We start from the raw sequence: 21,568 nt of genomic DNA, 5'->3' as shown, positions 1-21,568 counted from the left end.
GGACAACCTGATCCTGATTTAGTAATAAGACCAAGTGGCGATATTAGAATCAGTAATTTTTTATTATGGCAGATAGCTTATGCGGAGTTTTGGTTCACTGATATTAATTGGCCGGACTTTAAACCGGAGCATTTATTAACAGCCATTAAATATTATCAGTCTCGAGAACGAAGATTTGGTGGATTAAAATAAGATTTAGCAGGTGAATGATGTTAACGAAAAGGATTATTACAGGTATTATAGGAATTATTGCCGCTTTTTTTGCGATTAACAAGGGCGGAATAATCTTTAATTCAATGATTGTTATTATTGGATGTTTAGCTTGGCGTGAATTTGTGAAAGCCTTTAAAAACATTAATAAAAATTTAGCCTTAGTAGAAGGTTTGATGGTATTATTGTTGTTATTTGGGACTGCGTGGTTTGGTAATTCACAAGAAATTATAATGTTTATGTTATTAGCTAATATTTTAATTTTTAGTAAAATTATTTTTAATGCCGAAAAATTTAAATTGGAAGAAGCTTTTTTTACGATTGCCGGTATTTCGTATATAGGGTTTGCTTTTATTCATTTTATTTATTTAGCAGCATTAAATACAAGTACTGTTACTGTTTTTGGCAGTGAATTAACATTAAGTAGTGCCTTTATATGGTTAGCCTTTTTGGGAACATGGGCTAGTGATACCTTTGCTTTTTTTGTAGGCAGTAAATTTGGTAAGCATAAATTATGTCCACAGATTAGCCCGGCAAAAACTGTGGAAGGTTTTATTGGTGGAATTATTGGTAGTACAATTATTTTAATTTTGCTAGCAAAATTATTTAATTTCTTATTGCTACCTACAGCCATTTTAGGTTTAATAATTGGTTTTATTGCACCATTAGGTGATTTAATAGAGTCATCGATTAAAAGGTACACGATGATAAAGGATTCAGGGACTTTGTTGCCGGGGCATGGCGGGGTATTGGATCGTTTTGATAGTGCAATGATTGTGATACCGATAGTATATTATTATCTTCAATATATAAACTTGTATTAAAGAGGTTATTTAAATGAAATATATTTCAATACTTGGCAGCACCGGTTCAATCGGGCGCCAAACATTAGAAGTGATAAGTTGCAATAAGGATAAATTTACTGTTGTAGCGTTAGTAGCTAATAGCAATATTAAATTACTAGAAGAACAAATTGATCGTTATTCTCCGGAATTGGCAGTAGTTGTTGATGAAGTAGCCGGTGATATGCTAAAGAAAAAATATAATGGAGCAACAAAAATTTTAACCGGCGAAGAAGGTTTAATACAAGCTGCAGTGTATGATAAGGCTGATATTGTAGTAACTTCATTAGTGGGGTTTGCCGGACTAAAGCCAACGATTGCAGCGATTAAAGCTAAAAAAGATATTGCTTTAGCGAATAAAGAAACTTTGGTGGCTGCCGGCGAATTAGTAATGAATTTAGCTAAAGAAAATAATGTAAAAATTTTGCCCGTAGATAGTGAACATAGCGCAATTTTTCAATGTTTGCAAGGTGAAGAATCATCAAAGATTGAAAAAATTATCTTAACTGCTTCTGGTGGACCGTTTCGGGGAAAGACCGTAGCAGAACTAAAAAATGTAACGTTAGAACAGTGCTTAAAACATCCTAATTGGAGTATGGGGCAAAAAATAACGGTAGATTCAGCGACTTTAGCTAATAAAGGGTTGGAAGTTATTGAAGCGAAGTGGTTATATGATGTAGAATATAAGCAAATTGAAGTAGTGGTACATCCACAGAGTATCATTCACTCAATGGTGGAGTTTGTTGATGGTGCTATTATTGCACAAATGGGCTTACCGGATATGAAGCTACCAATTCAATATGCCTTGACATATCCACAGCGGGAACAAGCTGACTTTCCTAAATTTAGTTTTACTCAATGTAAGCTGTTGACTTTTGAACAACCTGATATAGATACGTTTCAAGCGTTGGCGCTGGCTTATCAAGCCGGTAGTACTGGTAAAACTATGCCGTGCGTATTTAATGCGGCCAATGAGGTTGCTGTCAATGCCTTCTTGAATAGAAAAATTACATTTTTAGATATTCCGAAGGTTATTAAGGCTTCAATGGATAAACATAATATTCTTGAAAAGTATGAATTAGATGATTTATATCAAATTGATGCTTCAACAAGAGTTTGTGCAGAAGAAATAATTGATAATTTAAATAAATAGAGGGGGTATTAATATTATTACGATAATTGCAACGATATTTGTTTTTGGTCTGCTGGTCTTGTTTCATGAACTAGGTCATTTTACAACGGCTAAATTGGTGGGGATGAGAGTTGATGAATTTGCGATTGGCTTTGGACCGAAAATATTTAGTTATAAATATGGTGAAACTACTTACTCATTAAGAATCATTCCGCTTGGTGGTTATAATAAAATTGCTGGGATGGATCCAGAAGAAGAGGCTGGTGATAGAGGTTATAGTAACAAGCCGATTTGGGCTAGGTTAATTGTGATTAGTGCTGGGTCGGTGATGAACTTTATTTTACCGGTTATCCTTTTCTTTATGATTTTTATGACAGCTGGAGTGGATACGCCTTCTACAGATCCGATATTAGGTAATATTATGCCAGATAAACCGGCAGCAATGGCGGGGTTACAACCTGGCGATAAAATCATGAAAATTAATAATGAAGAAATTAAATCTTGGAAAAACTTTGTGGAAGTAATTCAAGTTAATTCAGGAAAAATTTTAAAAGTTGAATATGAGCGTGGTGGTCAACTGAATAACGCTAGTTTAATTCCAGAACTAGATTCCAAAAGTAATCATGGAATAATTGGTGTTACGGCAGGCTTAAACAAATATTATCCTGGAGTACCTGAATCAGCTACTATGGCGGTTAAACATACCGCATATATTATAGGAGCGATGACAGAGGGGTTACTTCAAATGTTTACCGGGAAGGCTTCAGCTGACGTCTCCGGTCCGATTGGTGTTGCAAAAATGACGGGAGAAGTAGCTAAGTTAGGACTAGTTCCATTATTGCAGTTTGCTTCTTTTTTAAGCATAAATTTAGGAATAATAAACTTGTTACCACTACCAGCTTTGGATGGCGGACATATTGTAACGTTATTAGTAGAAGGTATTAGAAGAAAACCTTTGAGCAAGAAGACGATTTACTATATCCAAATGGCTGGGTTTTTACTGATTATATCGCTAATGATATTTACAACATTCAATGATATTAAAAATTTATAAGAGGTTGTTATGCGTAAAAATACAAAAGTTATTAATGTTGGCTCGGTAAAAATTGGGGGAAATAATCCGATTGTTGTTCAATCAATGACTAATACTAAAACTTATGATATAAATAGTACTGTAAAACAAATAGCAGCTTTAGCAGAAGCGGGCTGTGATATTGTGAGAGTGGCTGTACCAAAAATGGAGGATGCTGAGGCTCTGGTAGCAATAAAAAAACAAATCTCACTTCCGCTTATTGCTGATATTCATTTCGATTATCGCTTAGCTCTAAAAGCTTTGGAAGCAGGGGTGGATGGCTTAAGGCTCAATCCAGGTAATATCGGTAAAAAGGAATATGTCAAAGCAGTTGTTACTGCCGCTAAAGAACGAAATGTTCCGATTAGAATTGGCGTTAATGCTGGGTCTTTAGATCAAAAAATATTACTAAAATATGGTGGTATTACAGCTGAAGGAATGGTGGAAAGTGCTCTTGAACATATCAGAATTTTAGAGGAAAATAATTTTGATAATATTAAAATATCTTTAAAAGCCCATGATGTGCCATTAACAATTGCTGCTTACAAATTGATGGCCGATACTGTTAATTATCCGCTACATTTAGGGATAACAGAAGCTGGCACAATTAAGTCGGGGATTATTAAATCAGCAGTAGGAATTGGTGCGTTGCTAGCCCAAGGCATTGGCGATACATTTAGGATTTCCTTGACAGGTGATCCGGTCGAAGAAGTTAAAGTAGCAAATGAAATTTTAAAAGCTTTGGATCTGCGTGAATATGGTCCGGTGATGATTTCTTGTCCAACTTGTGGTCGTTGTAATATTGATTTGGCTAAAATAGCTAATGAGGTTGAAACTTTATTAGCTAATATTAAAAAACCGATAAAAGTTGCAGTAATGGGGTGCGTGGTAAATGGACCTGGCGAAGCAAAAAGTGCTGATGTTGGAATTGCTGGTGGCAAAGGTCAAGGCTTAGTCTTTAGACATGGTGAAATAGTGCGGACAGTCAGTGAAGAGCAACTAGTTGCGGAATTATTTAAAGAAATTAATAAAATAGTAAACGAGGAGTAGTTAAAAGATGAGAGCTAGTAAATTATATGCCCCGACCTTAAGAGAGGTTCCGGCTGATGCTGAGGTAATAAGTCACAAATTGATGCTTAGAGCCGGGATGATTAGAAAAGCAGCCGGTGGATTTTATTCTTATTTACCATTAGCCTGGAGAACCTTAAAAAAGATTGAGACTATTGTTAGAGAAGAAATGGATAATAGTGATGCCCAAGAATTGCTAATGCCTATCATGCAACCAGCAGAAATTTGGCAAGAGACTGGGCGCTGGGATGTTTATGGTGATGAAATGTTTAGACTAACTGATCGTCATGATCGTAAATTTTGTCTAGGCCCAACTCATGAAGAAATGATTACAACACTGGTTCGTAGTGACTTAAAATCTTATCGACAGTTACCGTTAAATTTATACCAAATTCAAAATAAATTCCGCGATGAGCGTAGACCTAGATTTGGCTTAATGCGTGGGCGTGAATTTATTATGAAAGATGCATACTCTTTTGATAAAGATGAAGAAGGCTTAGATCAAACATATCAAAATATGTATGATGCGTATACGCGGATTTTCCAAAGATGCGGGCTTGATTTTAGAGCTGTTGAAGCCGATGGTGGAGCAATTGGCGGTAGCAGCACGCATGAGTTTATGGTTATGGCTGAATCTGGGGAAGCAGCTATTGTTTACTGTGAACAATGTGATTATGCAGCTAATGTTGAAAAAGCTGAATTAAAGGTACTTGATGGGCTAGCGGAAGAAATGCAAGCATTAACTTTGGTAGACACTCCAAACCAAAAGACAATTGCGGAAGTTACAGATTTTTTAAAGATAAAGGCTGATAAGCTAATTAAAGCTGTAGCATATCAAACGGAAAAAGGGTTAGTATTAGCATTAATTCGCGGTGATCACGAAGCTAACGATGTGAAAATTCAAAATATAGTTGATTGTATTAATATTGAAATGGCTAGTGAAGAGTTATTGGGTGCTAATAATTTAATATCAGGCTATTTAGGACCAATTGGTTTAGAAAACGTAATAATAATTGCCGATAATACAGTTATGAAAATGTTTAATGCAGTTTGTGGCGGCAATCAAGAAGGAAAACATTTTATAAATGTTAATCCTAGTAGAGATTTTCCAAAGCTGTTACAAGGCGATATCAGACTGATTCAGCAAGGTGATCCTTGTCCGAAATGCACAGCGAAATTAGAAACAGCTCGTGGAATTGAAGTTGGACAGGTTTTTAAATTACATACGAAATACAGTGAAGCTTTAAAAGCTACTTATCTGGATTTTAATGGTAAAGCGAAGCCGATGGTTATGGGCTGTTACGGTATTGGTGTTAGCAGAACTATGGCGGCAACGATAGAACAAAACTATGATGAAAATGGTATTATTTGGCCGGTATCAATAGCACCATATGAGGTTGTAATTGTACCAATTAATACTAAGGATGCTGAACAAATGCAGATTTCAGAACAATTGTATGAAACTTTAGCTAAAGCTGGCGTGGAAGTTGTTTTGGATGATCGTAATGAAAGAGCCGGTGTTAAATTTAAAGATGCCGATCTTATCGGCTATCCTGTGAAAATAACAATAGGACCTAAAGCGGTTAGTGAAGATACTATTGAAATTAAAAGTAGAAAAGATGGCGAAATTATCAATTCGCAACTTGAAAATTGTGCTGTAGCGGTAGAAACTTTGTTAAAAAAATTAAGCAAATAAAAAAATAGGTTGCACCTTGCGGTGCAACCTATTTTATAGCTGGTTTATTCAGTAACTTTATTTAATTCTACTAATAAAGCTTCTACATCAATCCCATGTGCTGATGCGCCTTGTTCAAGATTTTCATAACGGGCAGCAGAGCAACCTAAGCAACCCATACCGGCATTGCGAAAAACTTCAACAGTTTGAGGATATTTTTGAACAATATCAATAATACCCATTTCTTTTGTAATAAGCATATTAAAATTCCTCCTAGACATAATATATTAAATGCTACAATTAATATATTATCATATTCAGGGGTTTTTTACTAAAAAAATTTAAACTTTAATTTAGCTAGGAGTTAAAATGGGCATAATTTTAGGTAGTTTTAATGATATTTCAGTTTATTGGTATGGCTTAATAATGAGTATTGCCATATTATTAGGAATAGCGATAACTATAAAAAATAATAGCGGAAGAATAAACTTTGAAACGCTGTTAGACTTGTGCATAGTAGCACTACTTACGAGTTTGGTAACAGGACGATTAGTATTTGTCTTAAATAATTTTGTGTTGTATAAAAAAGACCTTTGGGATATATTGTATTTGTGGCAGGGTGGATTTTCGATATATGGTGCAATGTTAGGGGTATTAATAAGTACATATTGTTATTGTAAAATGAAAAAAATAAAATATCTTGAGTTGGCGGATATCTTGACGCCCGGTTTAATGTTTATTTTAATAGGTAACCAACTGGCTAATTTTGCCACACAAGAAGTAATTGGTAATCCTTCTGATAATCGCCTGTCGGTTTATATTGAATATGCCTTTAGACCACCAGGATTTGAACAATATGATTTTTTTCAACCAATTTCTTTATATCAAGTTTTGTGGCTGATGGTTGTATTAGGATTGATTTTCTATATTTCTAAAAATAACAAATATTTATTTGAGGGTGCGATTTTTTTCATTAGTTTACTATTGGCAGCATTAGGAAGATTTATTCTTGGATTTTATTATCTAGGGGGCAACAATGGGCTGCAAATAGAACAAGTATTTTTGTTAGGAATTATGTTATTTTTAATTGTGGCATTTTCTCATAGGTTATTATTTTCAAAGAAAAAATAAAGAATGGAAAACAGCATGGATAGAATAGTGCAAAAAATAATTACAATAGTTATAATCTTAAGTTTGCTACCGTTGTTACTAGCAAGTCCGAAGGTCATTGATTCGAAAAAAAAAGAAATAATTATTAATGATATAGCAATTCCTGTTTTAAATTATCATAAAGTTGATGAACAAAAAATTGCTTTGTCAATATCATCACAAGAGTTTGAAGAGCAAATTAAATATCTTGCCAAAGAAGGTTATCATACTATAACGCCTAGTGAAATGATGAATGCATTGGAATATGGTACACCGTTACCGGAGAAGCCGATTATGATTACTTTTGATGATGGTTATTTAGATAATTATACTAATGCTTATCCAATTTTAAAAAAATATGGATTTACCGCAACGATTTTTCTTGTGACAGGCTTTATTGGTAATGATCCTAGATTTATGAATTGGGAAGAGATAAAAGAAATGAAGGATAATGGCTTTGTTTTTGGCTCGCATACGGTTAATCATAAATCATTGACAGAGCTAAGTTATGTTGAGCTAAAGAATGAACTTTTATTATCAGCAGAAGAAATTGAGCAGCAATTAGGACATCAAGAACTTTTTTTTGCATATCCAACCGGTACTTATACTTTGAATATTGCTAAAATAGTTGAGAGCTGTGGTTATCGAGCGGCCTTTACCATAAAATATGGAGATATTGATGAAGCTAGTAATTATTTTGCCTTAGAAAGAATTCCGATTTTTAAAGGACAAAAAACTTTTAGAAGTTTTTTCTTTCGGCTAAACTTCACAAAAACCTTGCAACGACTTGGTTTAATTAGGACTTAAGACCATAATTTTTAAAAAAATAAATTCTTTCTATTTTTAGGAAGGATTTTATTTTTTTATCAAGAATAGTAGAAAAAGTGGAGTAAAGTGGTTTGAAGTGGTTTAAGGTAAATGTATTTTGTTTGGTGGTGGATATTTTGTTAATGGGTGAATATTTTCATACAGTTGACCCTAAAGGACGATTGATACTACCAGCTAAATTGCGGGATGAGTTAGGAGAAAGCTTTATTATAACAAAGGGCTTAGACAATTGTTTGTTTATTTATCCTAAAGCTGAATGGCAGATCCTTGAAACCAAATTGAAACAATTACCGATGGCGAAAGCTGAAGCCAGAGCGTTTGTAAGATTTTTCTTTGCAGGGGCGGCGGAATTAGAACCTGATAGAAATGGCCGAATTTTATTACCACTATCGTTAAGAGATTATGCTAAACTAGATAAAGATGTTATAATTATTGGGGTTTCAAATAGAATTGAAATTTGGAGTAAAGTAGAGTGGGATAATTATAATAATAAGGTTGCACCAATGGTTGCAGAAATAGCCGAAAATCTGGTTGATTTGGGCATATGAGAGGGTTGACTTGTGGATTTTCATCATATAAGTGTTTTAATGGAAGAAACAATAGAAAATTTGGTTACAAAGCCTGAAGGAGTCTATGTTGATTGTACTTTAGGGGGATGTGGTCATGCGTTAAGGGTTATCGAAAGATTGAACGAAAAAGCTTGGTTTATCGGTATTGACCAAGATCCAACGGCAATTTCCGTTGCTAAAGAACGCTTAGCAGGTGCTAAATGTAGAATTGATATTGTCAATAACAATTTTTCTAATTTAGTGGAAGTTTTAAATCAATTAAAAGTTGAGAGTGTAGACGGATTTTTATTTGATTTAGGAGTATCTTCACATCAGCTTGATAAAGCTGAACGAGGATTTTCATATATGCAGGATGCTAGGCTAGATATGAGGATGAACCCTAATGATTCTTTATCAGCATACGAAGTTGTAAATAAATATGAAGAAGAAAATTTAGCAACTCTTATTCTAAAATACGGAGAAGAGCGTTGGGCAAAACGAATTGCAAAGTTTATAGTAGCTGAGCGTAAGGTTAAGGCTATTGAAACTACCGGCGAGTTAGTAGAAATTATAAAAAAAGCTATTCCGGCAGCAGCCAGAAAAGAAGGCGGTCATCCAGCTAAAAGAACTTTTCAGGCAATCAGAATTGAAGTTAATAATGAATTAAACATTTTAGAAAATACATTTAAAGTAGCAGTTGATAAATTAGCGAAAAAAGGGCGTATTTGTGTTATAACTTTTCATTCTTTGGAAGATAGAATTACTAAACAAACTTTTCAAAGCTTGGGCAAAGGTTGCATCTGTCCTCCAAGATTACCAATGTGTGTGTGTAATTTAAAGCCTAAAGTCAAGATTATAGGAAAACCGATGGCAGCTACAGAGAAAGAGTTAAATGAAAATTCCAGAGCAAAGAGTGCTAAATTAAGAGTTGCAGAAAAACTGTAACTAACTTTGGAGGATTAAGAAATGTTAGCTGAGAGAAAAAGAGAATTTGAGCTATATTATGAAGATAATGTTGTAAATAAGGTTGAGATAAAACAAAATTTAACTATTAATACTGAACTTCGTAGTAAATGTTTAATTATGGTTGGTCTTATTTTATTTTTTGCAATGTTTACTATGGTGAGAAGTGAAATGGTGATAAGAAATGGTTATGAATTGGTAGAGCTCAAAGGTCAAGTTAATAAATTAGATCAAGAAAATGAAAGATTAAAACTAGATATTGCTAAGCTAAAGTCTCCGGAAAGAATTCAGACTATTGCTGTTGGGAAATTAGGAATGACCTTACCAAAGAATGTATATTTTGTTAATACCAATAGCTAGAATAGTTGTGTAGCGGAATTTAGATAAACTAAATAGCAGCCATTGGCTGCTATTTTAAATTTAAGATATAACTTTTTAAGATAAGTTTAAATACAGTGTCTTTCTAATTGAAAAGGGTGCTAAGTTGGTGCTATAATTTATTTTTAGAGAAATATTTTGATATAGTGGGAGGAACTCTTATGACAAAAGAGTTAAAAAAAATATTAGAATTAATAACTGATTATAAAATAATTGGTGATTGTGAAAAAATAATAACAGGGATAGAGCAAGATTCACGAAAAGTTGTGTCGGGAACATTATTTGTTTGCATGAACGGGGCAAAAGTTGATGGACATGATTTTGCAATACAAGCAATTGAAAAAGGTGCGAATACTATTTTAGCGGAAAAAGAAATAACTGTACCACCGCACATAACCTTAATAGTTGTTAGCGATGTACGGGAAACAATCAAAATTATTGTTCCTTATTTTTATGATTATCCGGGAACAAAGATGAGAATCATCGGGATAACTGGGACAAACGGGAAAACTACCACCAGTTATTTAACTAAAAATATTTTACAAAAGGCCGGCTATAAGGTTGGAGTTATTGGAACGATTCAAATAATGATTGAAAATGAAATTTTGCCAATTAATAATACTACCCCTGATGTTATTGAGTTACAACAGATTTTATATAAAATGTATGATGCAAAAATAGACTATGTTGTTATGGAAATATCATCACACGCTTTAGAATTAGAGCGAATTATTTGCTGTGAAATTGATGTAGCGGCATTTACTAACTTGACTCAAGATCATTTGGATTTTCATAAAACAATTGAAAACTACACCGTAGCAAAAGCAAAATTATTTAAGTTGTTAAATAATAACAGTAATGTTAAGGCTAGTAAAAGTGCGGTTGTTAATGTTGATGATAAGGCTGGAATAAGTATGCTAGCAGCGACTAGTGATGATTGTAATATTATTACTTACGGTATCAACAATGTTGCTTCTTTAAAAGCTGAAAATGTTCAGGTTTTAGCAAAAGGTGCTTCCTTTGAGATAAAGGGGCTCACAAACATAAATTTAACATTAAAAATTACCGGAATTTTTAATGTTTACAATGTATTAGCGGCGGTTGGTATAGCATTAGCAGAAAAAGTTGAGGCTATGGTAATAAAAGAAGCACTGGAGGAGGCAAATTGCGTTGCCGGTAGATTTGAATTAGTGGATGAAGGACAAGATTTCAGTGTTATTGTTGACTATGCACATACACCGGATGGTTTGGAAAACATATTAAAAACTGCCAGAGAAATAACAACCCAGAGAATTATAACGGTGTTTGGTTGTGGTGGAGATCGTGATAGAACTAAACGACCGATTATGGGGAAAATAGCAACAGAACTATCAGACATTGTTATTGCTACTTCTGATAATCCAAGAACGGAAGATCCGGAATTTATTCTGAGTGAAATTGAAGCAGGGATATTACCGGTTCTTGGTGCTAAAAGCTATGAAAAAATCACTGAACGGTATGAGGCGATAAAAAAAGCTATTAAGCTTGCACAAAAAGATGATATTGTAATTATTGCCGGTAAAGGTCATGAAAATTATCAAATATTAAAAAATGAAACGATTCATTTTGATGATCGTGAAACTGCTGGTGAATTATTGAGGGAGATTAATAATGTCAACATTTAAGCTTAATGAGATTATTAGTGCTACTGATGGTGCTGTTTTAAAAAAAGTTTATACTGAGTTCTCCGGAGTAAATACTGATACTAGAAAAATTGTTGCCGGAGAAATTTTCATTGCCTTAAGTGGCGAAAATTTTGATGGTCATAATTTTATAACACTGGCAATAGAAAAAGGGGCTACTGGTCTTGTTATCAGTAAAGATTTTAAATATGACTTAGCTGATAATATAACAGTTATTACGGTAGCTAATCCATTGAAGGCTTATCAACAAATAGCTCGATGTTATCGTGAAAAATTTGACATTCCGATAGTTGCGATAACCGGTTCTAATGGTAAGACTACTACTAAAGATTTGGCAGCGGCAGTGCTCAGTGCAAAGTATAATGTTCACAAGACTGCCGGTAATTTTAATAATGAAATAGGACTGCCCTTAACATTATTACAACTGCAACCACAACATGAGGTGGCAGTTGTTGAAATGGGAATGCGTGGACTTGGTCATATTAAAGAATTAACACAAATTGCAAAACCTAATATTGCTATTGTAACTAATGTTGGTGAAACTCATATGGAGCTGTTAGGTAATATTGATAATATTGCCAAAGCAAAAAGTGAGTTGGTTCAAGCTATACCGGCAGAGGGCTTGGTAATTTTGAATTCTGACGATGAAAATGTGAAAAAAATGGCAGAAAAAACATTGGCAGAGGTTATCTACTTTGGCATTGATAATGAAGCTGATGTTAAGGCTACGGATATTGAATACTATCAGACAGAGACAAAATTTAACTATACTTATCAAAATCAAAAATATTGTTGCAGAGTGCCATTAGTAGGCAAACACAACTTATATAATAGTTTGGCGGCCATCGCGTTAGGGCATAGAATGAAGCTTGAGTCACAAGAACTTCAAAAGGGCTTAGATCAATTGTCACTTAGTGCAATGAGATTGGCGGTTATGAAACTGAAAGACTATACGTTTATCAATGATGCTTATAATGCCAGCCCCATGTCGATGAATGCGGCCATTGAATCGCTAAGTAAAATTGCACCAAATCGTAAAGTAGCAGTATTAGGTGATATGTTAGAATTAGGTGATATCTCTAAAGATGCTCATCTGAAGATTGGCGATATTTTATCTAAAAATAAAGTAGAGCTTGTAATAACTTTAGGCGAAGCTGCCAAAAATATTGCGGTGCAAGCCAAAAATAACGGTATCATAAATGTATATGAAGCTGTTGATCATGAAGATATTAAAAATATTTTACGAAAAAACCTAAAAGCTGGTGATACTGTGTTAATTAAGGGTTCTCGTGGGATGAAAATGGAAAAAACGTTAGAGGGATTGTTTTAACAGGAGGATTTAAATGGATAGTTTATTGTATGCGGCGTTGCTTTCAGCAGTCGTTGCTTTTTTGTGTGCACCGAAGTTAATACCGATACTAAGAAAAATGAAATTTGGACAAAGTATTAGAGAAGAAGGTCCGGAAAGTCATTACGTAAAAGCAGGAACACCGACTATGGGTGGGCTTATTATTTTATTAGGGCTTACTATCTCAACGTTATTTTTTGCTAAATTCAGTATCGAAATTATATTGGCATTATTTATTACCTTAGGACATGCTTTACTGGGCTTTATTGATGATTTTATTAAGGTTGTTTTAAAAAGATCACTAGGGCTTAAAGCTAAAGAAAAATTATTAGGTCAGATTTTTATGGCAGTGGCATTATCATATATTAGTATCAATTATTTGCAATTGGGAACTGATATATGGATTCCATTTTTAGATCATAAATTAGAATTGGACTATTTTTATTATCCGCTCTTATTTTTTGTGCTGGTAGGGACAACTAATGCTGTTAACTTGACGGATGGACTAGACGGGTTAGCTGCGGGAACTGCTAGTATTGCATTGATAACTTATATGATTATTTGCTTATATCTAAATCAACTTGATTTAGCGATTTTTTGTGCGGCTGTTCTTGGTGCAACTTTAGCCTTTTTAAAGTTCAACTATTACCCAGCTAAAGTTTTTATGGGAGACACCGGTTCATTAGCACTCGGTGGAGCTTTAGCAATAGTAGCTATTTTAACAAAAACGATAATATTACTAGCGATTTTGGGACTGGTTTTTGTTATGGAAGCGTTATCGGTCATAATTCAGGTAACTTCTTATAAAACAAGGGGTAAAAGAGTTTTCAGAATGAGTCCACTACATCATCATTTTGAACTTGGCGGTTGGAATGAAACTAAGGTTGTAACTGTTTTTTGGTCAGCCGGTTTAATTTGTAGTTTAGTTGCTTTAATAATATTATTTAACAGTCCGGCGGGAGGCTTATAAGATGATTTTTAAAAATAAAAAAATATTGGTAGTAGGAGCCGGTATTAGTGGAATTTCCGTAGCGAAAGTTTTACAAGAGATCGGTGCACAGGTTTGTTTAAGTGATAGTAAAAAAATTGAAGATGTTAATCATGATTTAACAGGATTAATTGATAGTGGTGTTTCTTTAAACTTTGGGGAACAAGATGAAGCTATTTTAGCTGATTTGGATTATATGATAATTTCACCGGGAATTTCTATTAATGCACCGTTAGTGCTTGCAGCGAAAGCTAAAGGGATTATTGTACTGAGTGAAGTCGAAGTCGCTTTTCAGTTAGCCCAAGCACCAATTTTAGCAGTTACTGGTACTAATGGTAAAACTACTACCACTACTTTACTAAGTTCATTATTAACACAAACCGGGAAAAAGGTACATGTTGGTGGCAATATTGGGATGGCATTATCGAACGAGGCTATTTTAGCACAAGCTGATGACTTAATAATTGCTGAGATTTCAAGTTTTCAGTTGGAAGGGGTCTGCGATTTCAAACCTCATATTGCAGCAATATTAAATATTACGCCTGACCATATTGATAGACATGGTAACATAGAAAATTATCAAGCGGCCAAAGAAAAAATTTTTGCACAGCAAGATGAAAATGATTTTCTAGTGTTAAATTATGATGATACCAAAGTAGCGAAACTTGCCGCTAAGAGCAAGGGGAAGGTATTATTCTTTAGTACGAAGGCTACTTTGAGGGAAGGTATATTTTTAGAAAATCATCAAATTGTAAGTTTGTTTGATGGTGAAAAAAATATTATCTGCCATAAGGATGACTTGCAGATAAAAGGTGAGCATAATATTCAAAATGCAATGGCAGCCTGTGCGTTTGGCATTATTTTAGGGTTGAAAGCAGAAGTTTTAGCGAAGGTCTTAAAAGAATTTAAAAGTGTAGAACATCGGATTGAATTTGTTGATACTATTAATGGTATTGAATATTATAATGACTCTAAAGCGACTAATCCTGAATCAGCAATCAAAGCCTTAGAGGCGTTTGCAGGTGGTGTTATTTTATTAGCTGGAGGGCATGATAAAATGACAGATTTAACGCAGTTTATGCAAGAGATAAAAAAGAAAACGGTTTGTTTAATTCTGATCGGCGAAGCTACCGCTCGATTTAAAGAAAATGCTCTTAAACATAAGATTGATAATATCTATACTGCAACTTCAATGGAAGATGCAGTAGCTTATGCTCACGAAATTGCTAAAATTAATCAAGTGGTGTTATTGTCGCCGGCTTGCTCTAGCTATGATATGTTTAAGAACTATGAAGAACGTGGTAAAGTTTTCAAACAATTGGTGAAAAATTTAAAGAGATAATATATGGGAGATTGGCATGAAAATAATTATTTCAGGTGGTGGAACCGGCGGTCATATCTATCCGGCGTTAACCTTGATTAATAAAATAAAAAAGAATGTCCATGACTGTGAGTTTTTGTATATTGGTACTGATTGTGGGATGGAAAGTGATATTGTACCAAAAGCCGGTATTGCTTTTAAAACTATTGATGTCCAAGGTTTTAGAAGAGCTCTTACTGTTAAAAACATTAAAATTATGCTAAAATCCTTTAACAGTATTTTTAAATCATATCAAATAATAAAAGAGTTTAAGCCTGATGTGGTTGTTGGTACCGGAGGCTATGTTTGTGGTCCGGTATTATTAGCGGCTGCATTAATGAAAGTACCAACGCTTATTCAAGAACAAAATGTTATACCTGGTATTACTAATAAAATATTGGGTAAGTTTGTTGATGCAGTTGCAGTTGGGTATCAAGAAGCGAAACAGTATTTTTCGGCTAAAAAGGTTTTCTTTACGGGAAATCCAATTCGCGATGAAATTATGACAGCACAGAAAGCTGTAGCACTTAAAGAGTTAGGCTTAAAAGAAGATAAATTTACGGTAGTTATTTCTGGTGGTAGTAGAGGTGCCAGAAGTATTAATTTTGCAATGTTGGGTGTACATAAATATTTTGCCAATAACAAAAAAATTCAACTATTGCATATTACTGGTAAAGGTGATTATAATACAATAGTTGATAAACTGAAAATTGATTTAAAGATTGATGAAATTGATAATATTGTAATAAAACCTTATCTATATGAGATGCCACTAGGCGTAGCTAGTGCTGACTTGGGTATTTTCCGAGCCGGAGCATTAGGAATTGCAGAATTGATGGCAAGAGCAGTACCGGCGATACTAATTCCTTATCCTTATGCAGCAGAAAACCACCAAGAATATAATGCAAAAGTTATTGAAAATAGTGGTGCTGGAATTGTTGTTAAGGATAATGAAGTAACTTCAGGAAAACTTATTGGAATAATTGAAAGTTTATTTAACGATCAAGAGAGTTTATTGGTAATGAAACAGGCCTGTGTTAAAATTGGTAAGCCTAATTCAAGCCAATTGATAGCGGATTTAATTATTAAACTAGCTAAAAAGGAGCGTTTTTCTTGTTAACAGAATTAAAAAAAATTCATTTTGTCGGTATTGGTGGCTCGGGAATGAGCGCTATTGCTCGAGTATTATTAGAACAAGGTTATAAAGTTTCAGGATCGGATCTTAGTGAATCTGAAATTGTTAAAAAATTAAAAGCGTTGGGTGCTGACATTTATCAAGGGCATAAAGCTGAATATGTTAATGGTGTCGATGCTATTGTAGTTTCGACCGCTATTGCTAAAAATAATCCGGAAGTGGTAGCGGCTATTGATAATAATATTCCGGTTTATCACCGCTCTGATATTGTGGCAACGTTACTTAATAATGAAAAAGGTATTGCGGTAGCCGGGGCACATGGGAAAACAACGACGACTTCAATGTTAGCGGTGTTACTAGATGTTGCGGGAATTGATCCGACGGCTATTATCGGTGGTGAAGTTGACTATTTACAAAGTAATGCTAAACTTGGTAATGGTGAGTATTTAGTAGCGGAGGCAGATGAAAGTGATGGTTCATTTTTAAAACTTTTGCCAGAAATTGCGATAGTTACTAATATTGAAAACGACCACATGGATTATTATGGCAGTATGGAAAATATCTTAGCGACCTTTAAAAAATTTCTAGGAAATTTATCAACAGATACTGGGTTAGCAGTATTATGCTTTGATAATGATTATGTGAAAAATTTAGCACCAGAAATTGCAGTGAAATATGTTAGCTATGCTTTAAATTCTAAAGCTGATTATATGGCGAAAAATATAGTAGCTGATGGTGCTAATACATTATTTGATGTCTATAAAGATGATGCTAAAATTGGTTCAATAAAGTTAAATGTTCCGGGAAAACATAATGTTGCTAATGCCTTAGCAGCAATTGTAGTTTGTTTGAAATTGGGAATTGACTTTGAAACGATGCAAAAAGGGTTTGACTATTTTAATGGCGCAAAAAGAAGATTTCAGACTAAAGGAAAAACCAAGGGGATTTGGGTGGTCGATGATTATGCGCATCACCCAACAGAAATAGCAACAACTTTAGTGGCGGCAAGACAAACAAAACCGCACCGTTTGATTTGTGCATTTCAACCGCATCGTTATTCTAGAACTAATTTATTATTTGAAGAGTTTGTAAGCTGTTTTAAAGAAAGTGACATTCTAATTTTAACGGAAATATATTCTGCAGGTGAAGCTCCAATAGCTGGAGTTACCGGAAAATTGTTAGCGGAAAGAATAAAAGAACAAATCGGACAAGAGGTTGTTTATATTGAACAACGTAGTGATATTTCACAGTACTTAGCTGATATTGCGAAGGATGGAGATTTAATTATGACAATGGGTGCTGGAGATATATTTTTAACTGGAGAAGAATTATTGGAATCATTAAATAAATAATGATTTCTCTATGGAGGAGTCTTAAATGATGAATAAAAAAATTATAGTGCTTATGGGTGGGCCTTCCTCAGAACGTGAGGTTTCGCTTAATACCGGTAATGCTATTTTAGCGGCCTTACAAAGTAAAGGTTATAATGCCATTGGATTGGAGCTTGATCCACCACGATTGTTTGAACAGTTGAAGGAACACCAAGGTGAAGTTGTTTTTAACGCCATTCATGGCAAATTTGGTGAAGATGGCTATTTGCAAGGAGCATTGGAATTATTGGATATTCCTTATACCGGCTCCGGTGTCTTAGCCAGTGCTATTGCAATGGATAAAGCAGTTTCAAAGCAAATTTTTAAAGCGGAAGAAATTCCAACGCCCCCGGCTAAATTGTTTAAAAAAGAAGAGATCAACTCAACAACGAAGGGAAATATTATAGCTGAATTTGGCTTGCCGGTAGTTGTAAAAGCTGTTGCGCAGGGCTCAAGTATTGGCGTTACGATTGCTGAAAATGATATTGAGTTGAGTGCAGCGATTGAGATTGCCAAAAAATATGATAATAATATTCTAATTGAACAATATATTAAGGGACGTGAATTAACTGTTGCAGTTATGGGCAGTGCAGATATTACAGTTTTACCGATAATTGAGATTGTTCCGCACTCTGGCAAATATGATTACCAATCAAAATATACAAAAGGTGCAACAGATTATCTGGTGCCAGCACAATTAACACAAACTGTAGCTGATAAGGTTAGTAATATTGCAGAAAACACCTTTAAAGCATTAGGTTGTAAAGGTGTTGCTAGAGTAGATTTTATGTTGGATCAAGCAGAAAACCCTTATGTCTTGGAAGTTAACACTATTCCAGGGATGACAGCGACGAGTTTAGTTCCGAAAGCTGCAAAATCAGCAGGAATTACTTTTGAAGATTTATGTGAAAAGATATTATTAATGGCCTTGAAAAAATAATTGAAGCCATTTTCAAAATAAGAGGTGAAGATGAATGGAAGAAGATAAAAAGGCACAGCGAAGTAGTAAGGGGAAATTTACAACCAACGCTATCTTACTGCTAATAATATCTTTTTGCATTTTTTATCTATTGACTTTACCGAGTTTTCATATTGGCACAGTAACAATAACTGGCAATAATATTTTAACAGAAGATGAGCTTTTTAATATTGCTCAAATTCCGAAACCGTACAATGTCTTAAATGTAAATGTAACAGAGACGGAGAAACGCTTAAAGCGTGATTTGCGGGTTGAAAAAGTCACTGTAACAAGAAAAATGTTTACGGAAATTGTGATAAATATTGAAGAACGCAAACCAATCTGCTATATTGCCTGTGATTATGGCTTTTTGCAGCTTGATAAAAATGGTGTTATATTAACAGCAGTTAAAAATGTGAAAAAATTTAATTTGCCAATTATTACAGGAATGGTATTGGAAAATTTATATATTGGTGATATAGTTAATGACGTCAATATTAAAAGCATGTTAGAATATCTAGCAATGCTAGATGAAGCTACTTTGAATAAACTTTCAGAAGTAAATATCAGCAAACAAGATTATTTTTTAGCTTATACTACTAATTCGGTTCAAATAAAATTAGGTAATAAAGAGCGTCTAGCAGAAAAAGCTAACTTAACAAAAACTTTGTTACAAGAATTGAGTTCAAAGAATATGAAAGTTGAATATATTGATCTTAATTATGCAACACCATTTATGAAATTTAAATAAGGAGGAAGTTTAATGCTCCCGATAAAGCAAGGTCAAGCCGCAATCGCTTTTGTTTGTGTAGTATTGGGCTTTATGTTGGCTGTACAGTTTAAGACTACGCAGGATATAAGATCGACAATTCCGTTTCAGCGAGTTGAAGATTTGTCACAACGTCTCAGTCAAACAGAAAAAGAACGTGATAGTCTGCAAGATGAAGTGAAGAAATTAAAAGAAAGTACTAATAAACAAGAAACGTTATCGAAAGATATTGAAAATATAAAAATGGGTGCCGGAGTTTTAGCAATGCAAGGGCCGGGAATATCAATTGTAATTGATGATAGTAAAAAACAATCGAAAACCGGTGAAAATCTAAACTTATATTTAATTCACGATGACGATATTTTGAAGGTAATAAATGAGTTAAGAGCAGCTGGTGCTGAAGGAATTTCAATTAATGAACAAAGATTAATAGCTACATCTGAAATTAGATGTGCTGGTCCAACCTTATCTGTTAATAATACACGCTATTCACCACCTTATGAAATTAAAGCAATTGGTGATTCGCAGACTTTAGAAAATGCCTTAAAAATGCGTGGTGGAGTGGTAGAAACATTACAATTTTGGGGAATTCAAATTACGATTAAAACAGAAAATAATGTTATATTGCCGGCTTATAAAAGTCAATTTAGATTTGAGCACTCGAAGCCGATTAAGGAAGGTGGTCAATAATGCTTTTACCTATCATGGGACTTGGCGTCGGGATTTTATTAGGAATTTTGTTTCCTTATAGCTTACCGCAAGAGTATGCAAAATTTTTATCAGTAGCATTGTTGGCATCACTGGATTCGGTTTTTGGTGGACTAAGAGCGGCAGCGGAAGAAAAATTTGATAATACGGTTTTCATTAGCGGATTTTTTACCAATGCACTGTTGGCAGCAATACTAGTTTATAGTGGCGATAGATTAGGAATAGATTTATATTATGTAGCAATGTTAGCTTTTGGGTTAAGGATATTCCAAAATCTAGCGATTATCAGAAGATATTTCTTAGAAAAATAGCAATCTTAGGATTGCTTTTTTTTATATGATAGATTGTAAAATGAAGTGCGCCAGATAAATAAGGGCAAAAAAAGATAGCCCATAAAGAAACCTTCGTGTAGAATGAAGTTTCCTACACACCATTCGACGGAGGTTTCAAAATGAGCTACCAACATCTTAGCACGTATGAGCGCGGCTGTATAGAAACACTTTATAAATTAGGGTATTCTAATCGAAAAATAGCCTTGGAGCTAGGCAGACACCATTCAACTATTGATAGAGAGTTAACGCGTAATGATGCAAAAACTAAATATCACGCCCCAAAAGCTTATGAAGCTTACACCATCAGAAGAAAGAACTCTAAGCCAAAAGGAAAATATAGTAACGAGATAGCAGTCGTGATCAAGGAAAAGCTTACTGCAACATGGTCGCCAGAACAAATTGCAAATACTACCCTGAAGGGAAAAGTTAGCTTCAAAACTATCTATAATTGGTTATATCAAAATAGATTACATAAAATTGACTTATCTGTTCTTAGACAGAAAGGTAAACGTAAAAATCCTGTTGAAAAGCGTGGTAAATTTGCTATTGGCACGCCAATATCCCAACGCCCTAAAGATGTCAAAGCCAGAGAAACTTTTGGGCATTGGGAACTAGATACAATGGTATCTAGCCGCGGAAAAAGCAAGGGATGTTTTGCAACGTTTGTTGAACGAAAAAGTCGACTATATACTGCATTGAAAATACTGGATAGAACAGCAGAAACTATGGAGAAAGCCATTATTCAACTTGTTGAAACACTGCCTTTTAATGCCTTTAAAACAGCAACTACAGACAGGGGTAAAGAATTTGCTTGTTTTCAGTCCATTCAAGATAAATTGGGGATAACGCTGTATTTTGCTGATCCCTACTCTTCATGGCAACGTGGCAGCAATGAAAACTCCAATGGTTTGCTGCGGGAGTTTTATCCAAAGAAAACTGACCTCGCTAGAGTCAACGAACATGAGCTAATTAAAAACTTATTTTTAATTAACTCTAGACCAAGAAAGTGTTTAGGCTGGAAATCGCCTATTCAAGTATTTCTACACGAAGTGG

The 21,568-nt window shown here is 34.3% G+C and carries 23 protein-coding genes; 22 read left to right on the top strand and 1 reads right to left on the bottom strand.

The features are described from left to right. The 6 genes from KBI38_05185 to KBI38_05160 form a co-directional block, all read left to right on the top strand. On the top strand, positions 1-192 hold a 192-nt coding region (locus tag KBI38_05185; GenBank protein MBP8629457.1), incomplete at its 5' end, for an undecaprenyl diphosphate synthase family protein. A 17-nt stretch (positions 193-209) separates the two neighbouring features. Continuing rightward, positions 210-1,034, top strand: coding sequence for a phosphatidate cytidylyltransferase (locus KBI38_05180; GenBank protein MBP8629456.1), 825 nt, complete (start codon positions 210-212; stop codon positions 1,032-1,034). A gap of 13 nt (positions 1,035-1,047) precedes the next feature. Beyond that, a complete protein-coding gene (locus tag KBI38_05175; GenBank protein MBP8629455.1) occupies positions 1,048-2,205 on the top strand; it encodes a 1-deoxy-D-xylulose-5-phosphate reductoisomerase in 1,158 nt (385 codons plus the stop codon). A gap of 13 nt (positions 2,206-2,218) precedes the next feature. Further along, a complete protein-coding gene (gene rseP / locus KBI38_05170; protein MBP8629454.1) occupies positions 2,219-3,238 on the top strand; it encodes an RIP metalloprotease RseP in 1,020 nt (339 codons plus the stop codon). Positions 3,239-3,247: 9 nt separating this feature from the next. Further along, entirely contained in the window at positions 3,248-4,306 is a 1,059-nt protein-coding gene (ispG, locus tag KBI38_05165; protein ID MBP8629453.1) for a flavodoxin-dependent (E)-4-hydroxy-3-methylbut-2-enyl-diphosphate synthase, read from the top strand. 7 nt (positions 4,307-4,313) lie between these two features. After that, positions 4,314-6,020: a proline--tRNA ligase gene (locus KBI38_05160; protein MBP8629452.1), complete on the top strand. Its 1,707-nt coding sequence runs from the start codon at positions 4,314-4,316 to the stop codon at positions 6,018-6,020. Positions 6,021-6,064: 44 nt separating this feature from the next. Here KBI38_05160 and KBI38_05155 read toward each other — a convergent pair whose 3' ends face one another. Next, a complete protein-coding gene (locus KBI38_05155; GenBank protein ID MBP8629451.1) occupies positions 6,065-6,259 on the bottom strand; it encodes a DUF1858 domain-containing protein in 195 nt (64 codons plus the stop codon). Between the two features lie 109 nt (positions 6,260-6,368). On the opposite strand from KBI38_05155, the gene KBI38_05150 reads away from it, so the two are divergent. From KBI38_05150 to KBI38_05075, 16 genes are all read left to right on the top strand, one after another. Beyond that, positions 6,369-7,130, top strand: a complete 762-nt coding sequence (locus KBI38_05150) for a prolipoprotein diacylglyceryl transferase (protein ID MBP8629450.1) — start codon at positions 6,369-6,371, stop codon at positions 7,128-7,130. Positions 7,131-7,145: 15 nt separating this feature from the next. Next, complete coding sequence (locus tag KBI38_05145) at positions 7,146-7,955, top strand: polysaccharide deacetylase family protein (GenBank protein ID MBP8629449.1); 810 nt, start codon at positions 7,146-7,148, stop codon at positions 7,953-7,955. A 137-nt stretch (positions 7,956-8,092) separates the two neighbouring features. After that, positions 8,093-8,524 (top strand): division/cell wall cluster transcriptional repressor MraZ, encoded by a 432-nt coding sequence (mraZ, locus tag KBI38_05140; GenBank protein ID MBP8629448.1) that lies wholly within the window; start codon positions 8,093-8,095, stop codon positions 8,522-8,524. A 12-nt stretch (positions 8,525-8,536) separates the two neighbouring features. Then, complete coding sequence (rsmH, locus tag KBI38_05135) at positions 8,537-9,469, top strand: 16S rRNA (cytosine(1402)-N(4))-methyltransferase RsmH (protein MBP8629447.1); 933 nt, start codon at positions 8,537-8,539, stop codon at positions 9,467-9,469. 21 nt (positions 9,470-9,490) lie between these two features. After that, positions 9,491-9,847 carry a cell division protein FtsL gene (ftsL, locus tag KBI38_05130; GenBank protein ID MBP8629446.1) on the top strand — a complete coding sequence of 119 codons (357 nt, stop codon included), beginning with the start codon at positions 9,491-9,493 and terminating at the stop codon, positions 9,845-9,847. Between the two features lie 179 nt (positions 9,848-10,026). Beyond that, entirely contained in the window at positions 10,027-11,529 is a 1,503-nt protein-coding gene (locus tag KBI38_05125; GenBank protein ID MBP8629445.1) for a UDP-N-acetylmuramoyl-L-alanyl-D-glutamate--2,6-diaminopimelate ligase, read from the top strand. Next, positions 11,516-12,877, top strand: coding sequence for a UDP-N-acetylmuramoyl-tripeptide--D-alanyl-D-alanine ligase (locus KBI38_05120; protein ID MBP8629444.1), 1,362 nt, complete (start codon positions 11,516-11,518; stop codon positions 12,875-12,877). The genes KBI38_05125 and KBI38_05120 overlap by 14 nt, the downstream gene beginning before the upstream one ends. 13 nt (positions 12,878-12,890) lie before the next feature. Next, the gene (locus KBI38_05115) at positions 12,891-13,865 is read left to right on the top strand and encodes a phospho-N-acetylmuramoyl-pentapeptide-transferase (GenBank protein ID MBP8629443.1); all 975 of its coding nucleotides are present in this window, start codon (positions 12,891-12,893) and stop codon (positions 13,863-13,865) included. A gap of 1 nt (position 13,866) precedes the next feature. Next, complete coding sequence (locus tag KBI38_05110) at positions 13,867-15,225, top strand: UDP-N-acetylmuramoyl-L-alanine--D-glutamate ligase (protein MBP8629442.1); 1,359 nt, start codon at positions 13,867-13,869, stop codon at positions 15,223-15,225. A gap of 16 nt (positions 15,226-15,241) precedes the next feature. Further along, positions 15,242-16,363, top strand: a complete 1,122-nt coding sequence (gene murG / locus KBI38_05105) for an undecaprenyldiphospho-muramoylpentapeptide beta-N-acetylglucosaminyltransferase (GenBank protein ID MBP8629441.1) — start codon at positions 15,242-15,244, stop codon at positions 16,361-16,363. Continuing rightward, the gene (locus KBI38_05100) at positions 16,357-17,730 is read left to right on the top strand and encodes a UDP-N-acetylmuramate--L-alanine ligase (protein ID MBP8629440.1); all 1,374 of its coding nucleotides are present in this window, start codon (positions 16,357-16,359) and stop codon (positions 17,728-17,730) included. The genes murG and KBI38_05100 overlap by 7 nt, the downstream gene beginning before the upstream one ends. Before the next feature lie 25 nt (positions 17,731-17,755). Beyond that, the gene (locus KBI38_05095) at positions 17,756-18,688 is read left to right on the top strand and encodes a D-alanine--D-alanine ligase (GenBank protein MBP8629439.1); all 933 of its coding nucleotides are present in this window, start codon (positions 17,756-17,758) and stop codon (positions 18,686-18,688) included. Between the two features lie 34 nt (positions 18,689-18,722). Continuing rightward, entirely contained in the window at positions 18,723-19,457 is a 735-nt protein-coding gene (locus tag KBI38_05090) for an FtsQ-type POTRA domain-containing protein (protein MBP8629438.1), read from the top strand. Positions 19,458-19,469: 12 nt separating this feature from the next. Beyond that, entirely contained in the window at positions 19,470-20,165 is a 696-nt protein-coding gene (locus tag KBI38_05085) for a DUF881 domain-containing protein (GenBank protein ID MBP8629437.1), read from the top strand. Then, positions 20,165-20,494: a small basic family protein gene (locus KBI38_05080; GenBank protein MBP8629436.1), complete on the top strand. Its 330-nt coding sequence runs from the start codon at positions 20,165-20,167 to the stop codon at positions 20,492-20,494. Before KBI38_05085 ends, KBI38_05080 begins: the two co-directional genes overlap by 1 nt. Positions 20,495-20,634: 140 nt before the next feature. After that, positions 20,635-21,568 (top strand): IS30 family transposase (locus KBI38_05075; GenBank protein ID MBP8629435.1); only part of this gene is annotated, 934 nt, incomplete at its 3' end.

Source organism: Negativicutes bacterium, assembly GCA_018052945.1.
In the GTDB taxonomy this organism is placed as follows: Bacteria; Bacillota; Negativicutes; order JAGPMH01; family JAGPMH01; genus JAGPMH01.
The sequence above is the reverse complement of the archived record's forward strand: the minus strand, read 5'-3'. Positions and strand labels throughout refer to the sequence as shown.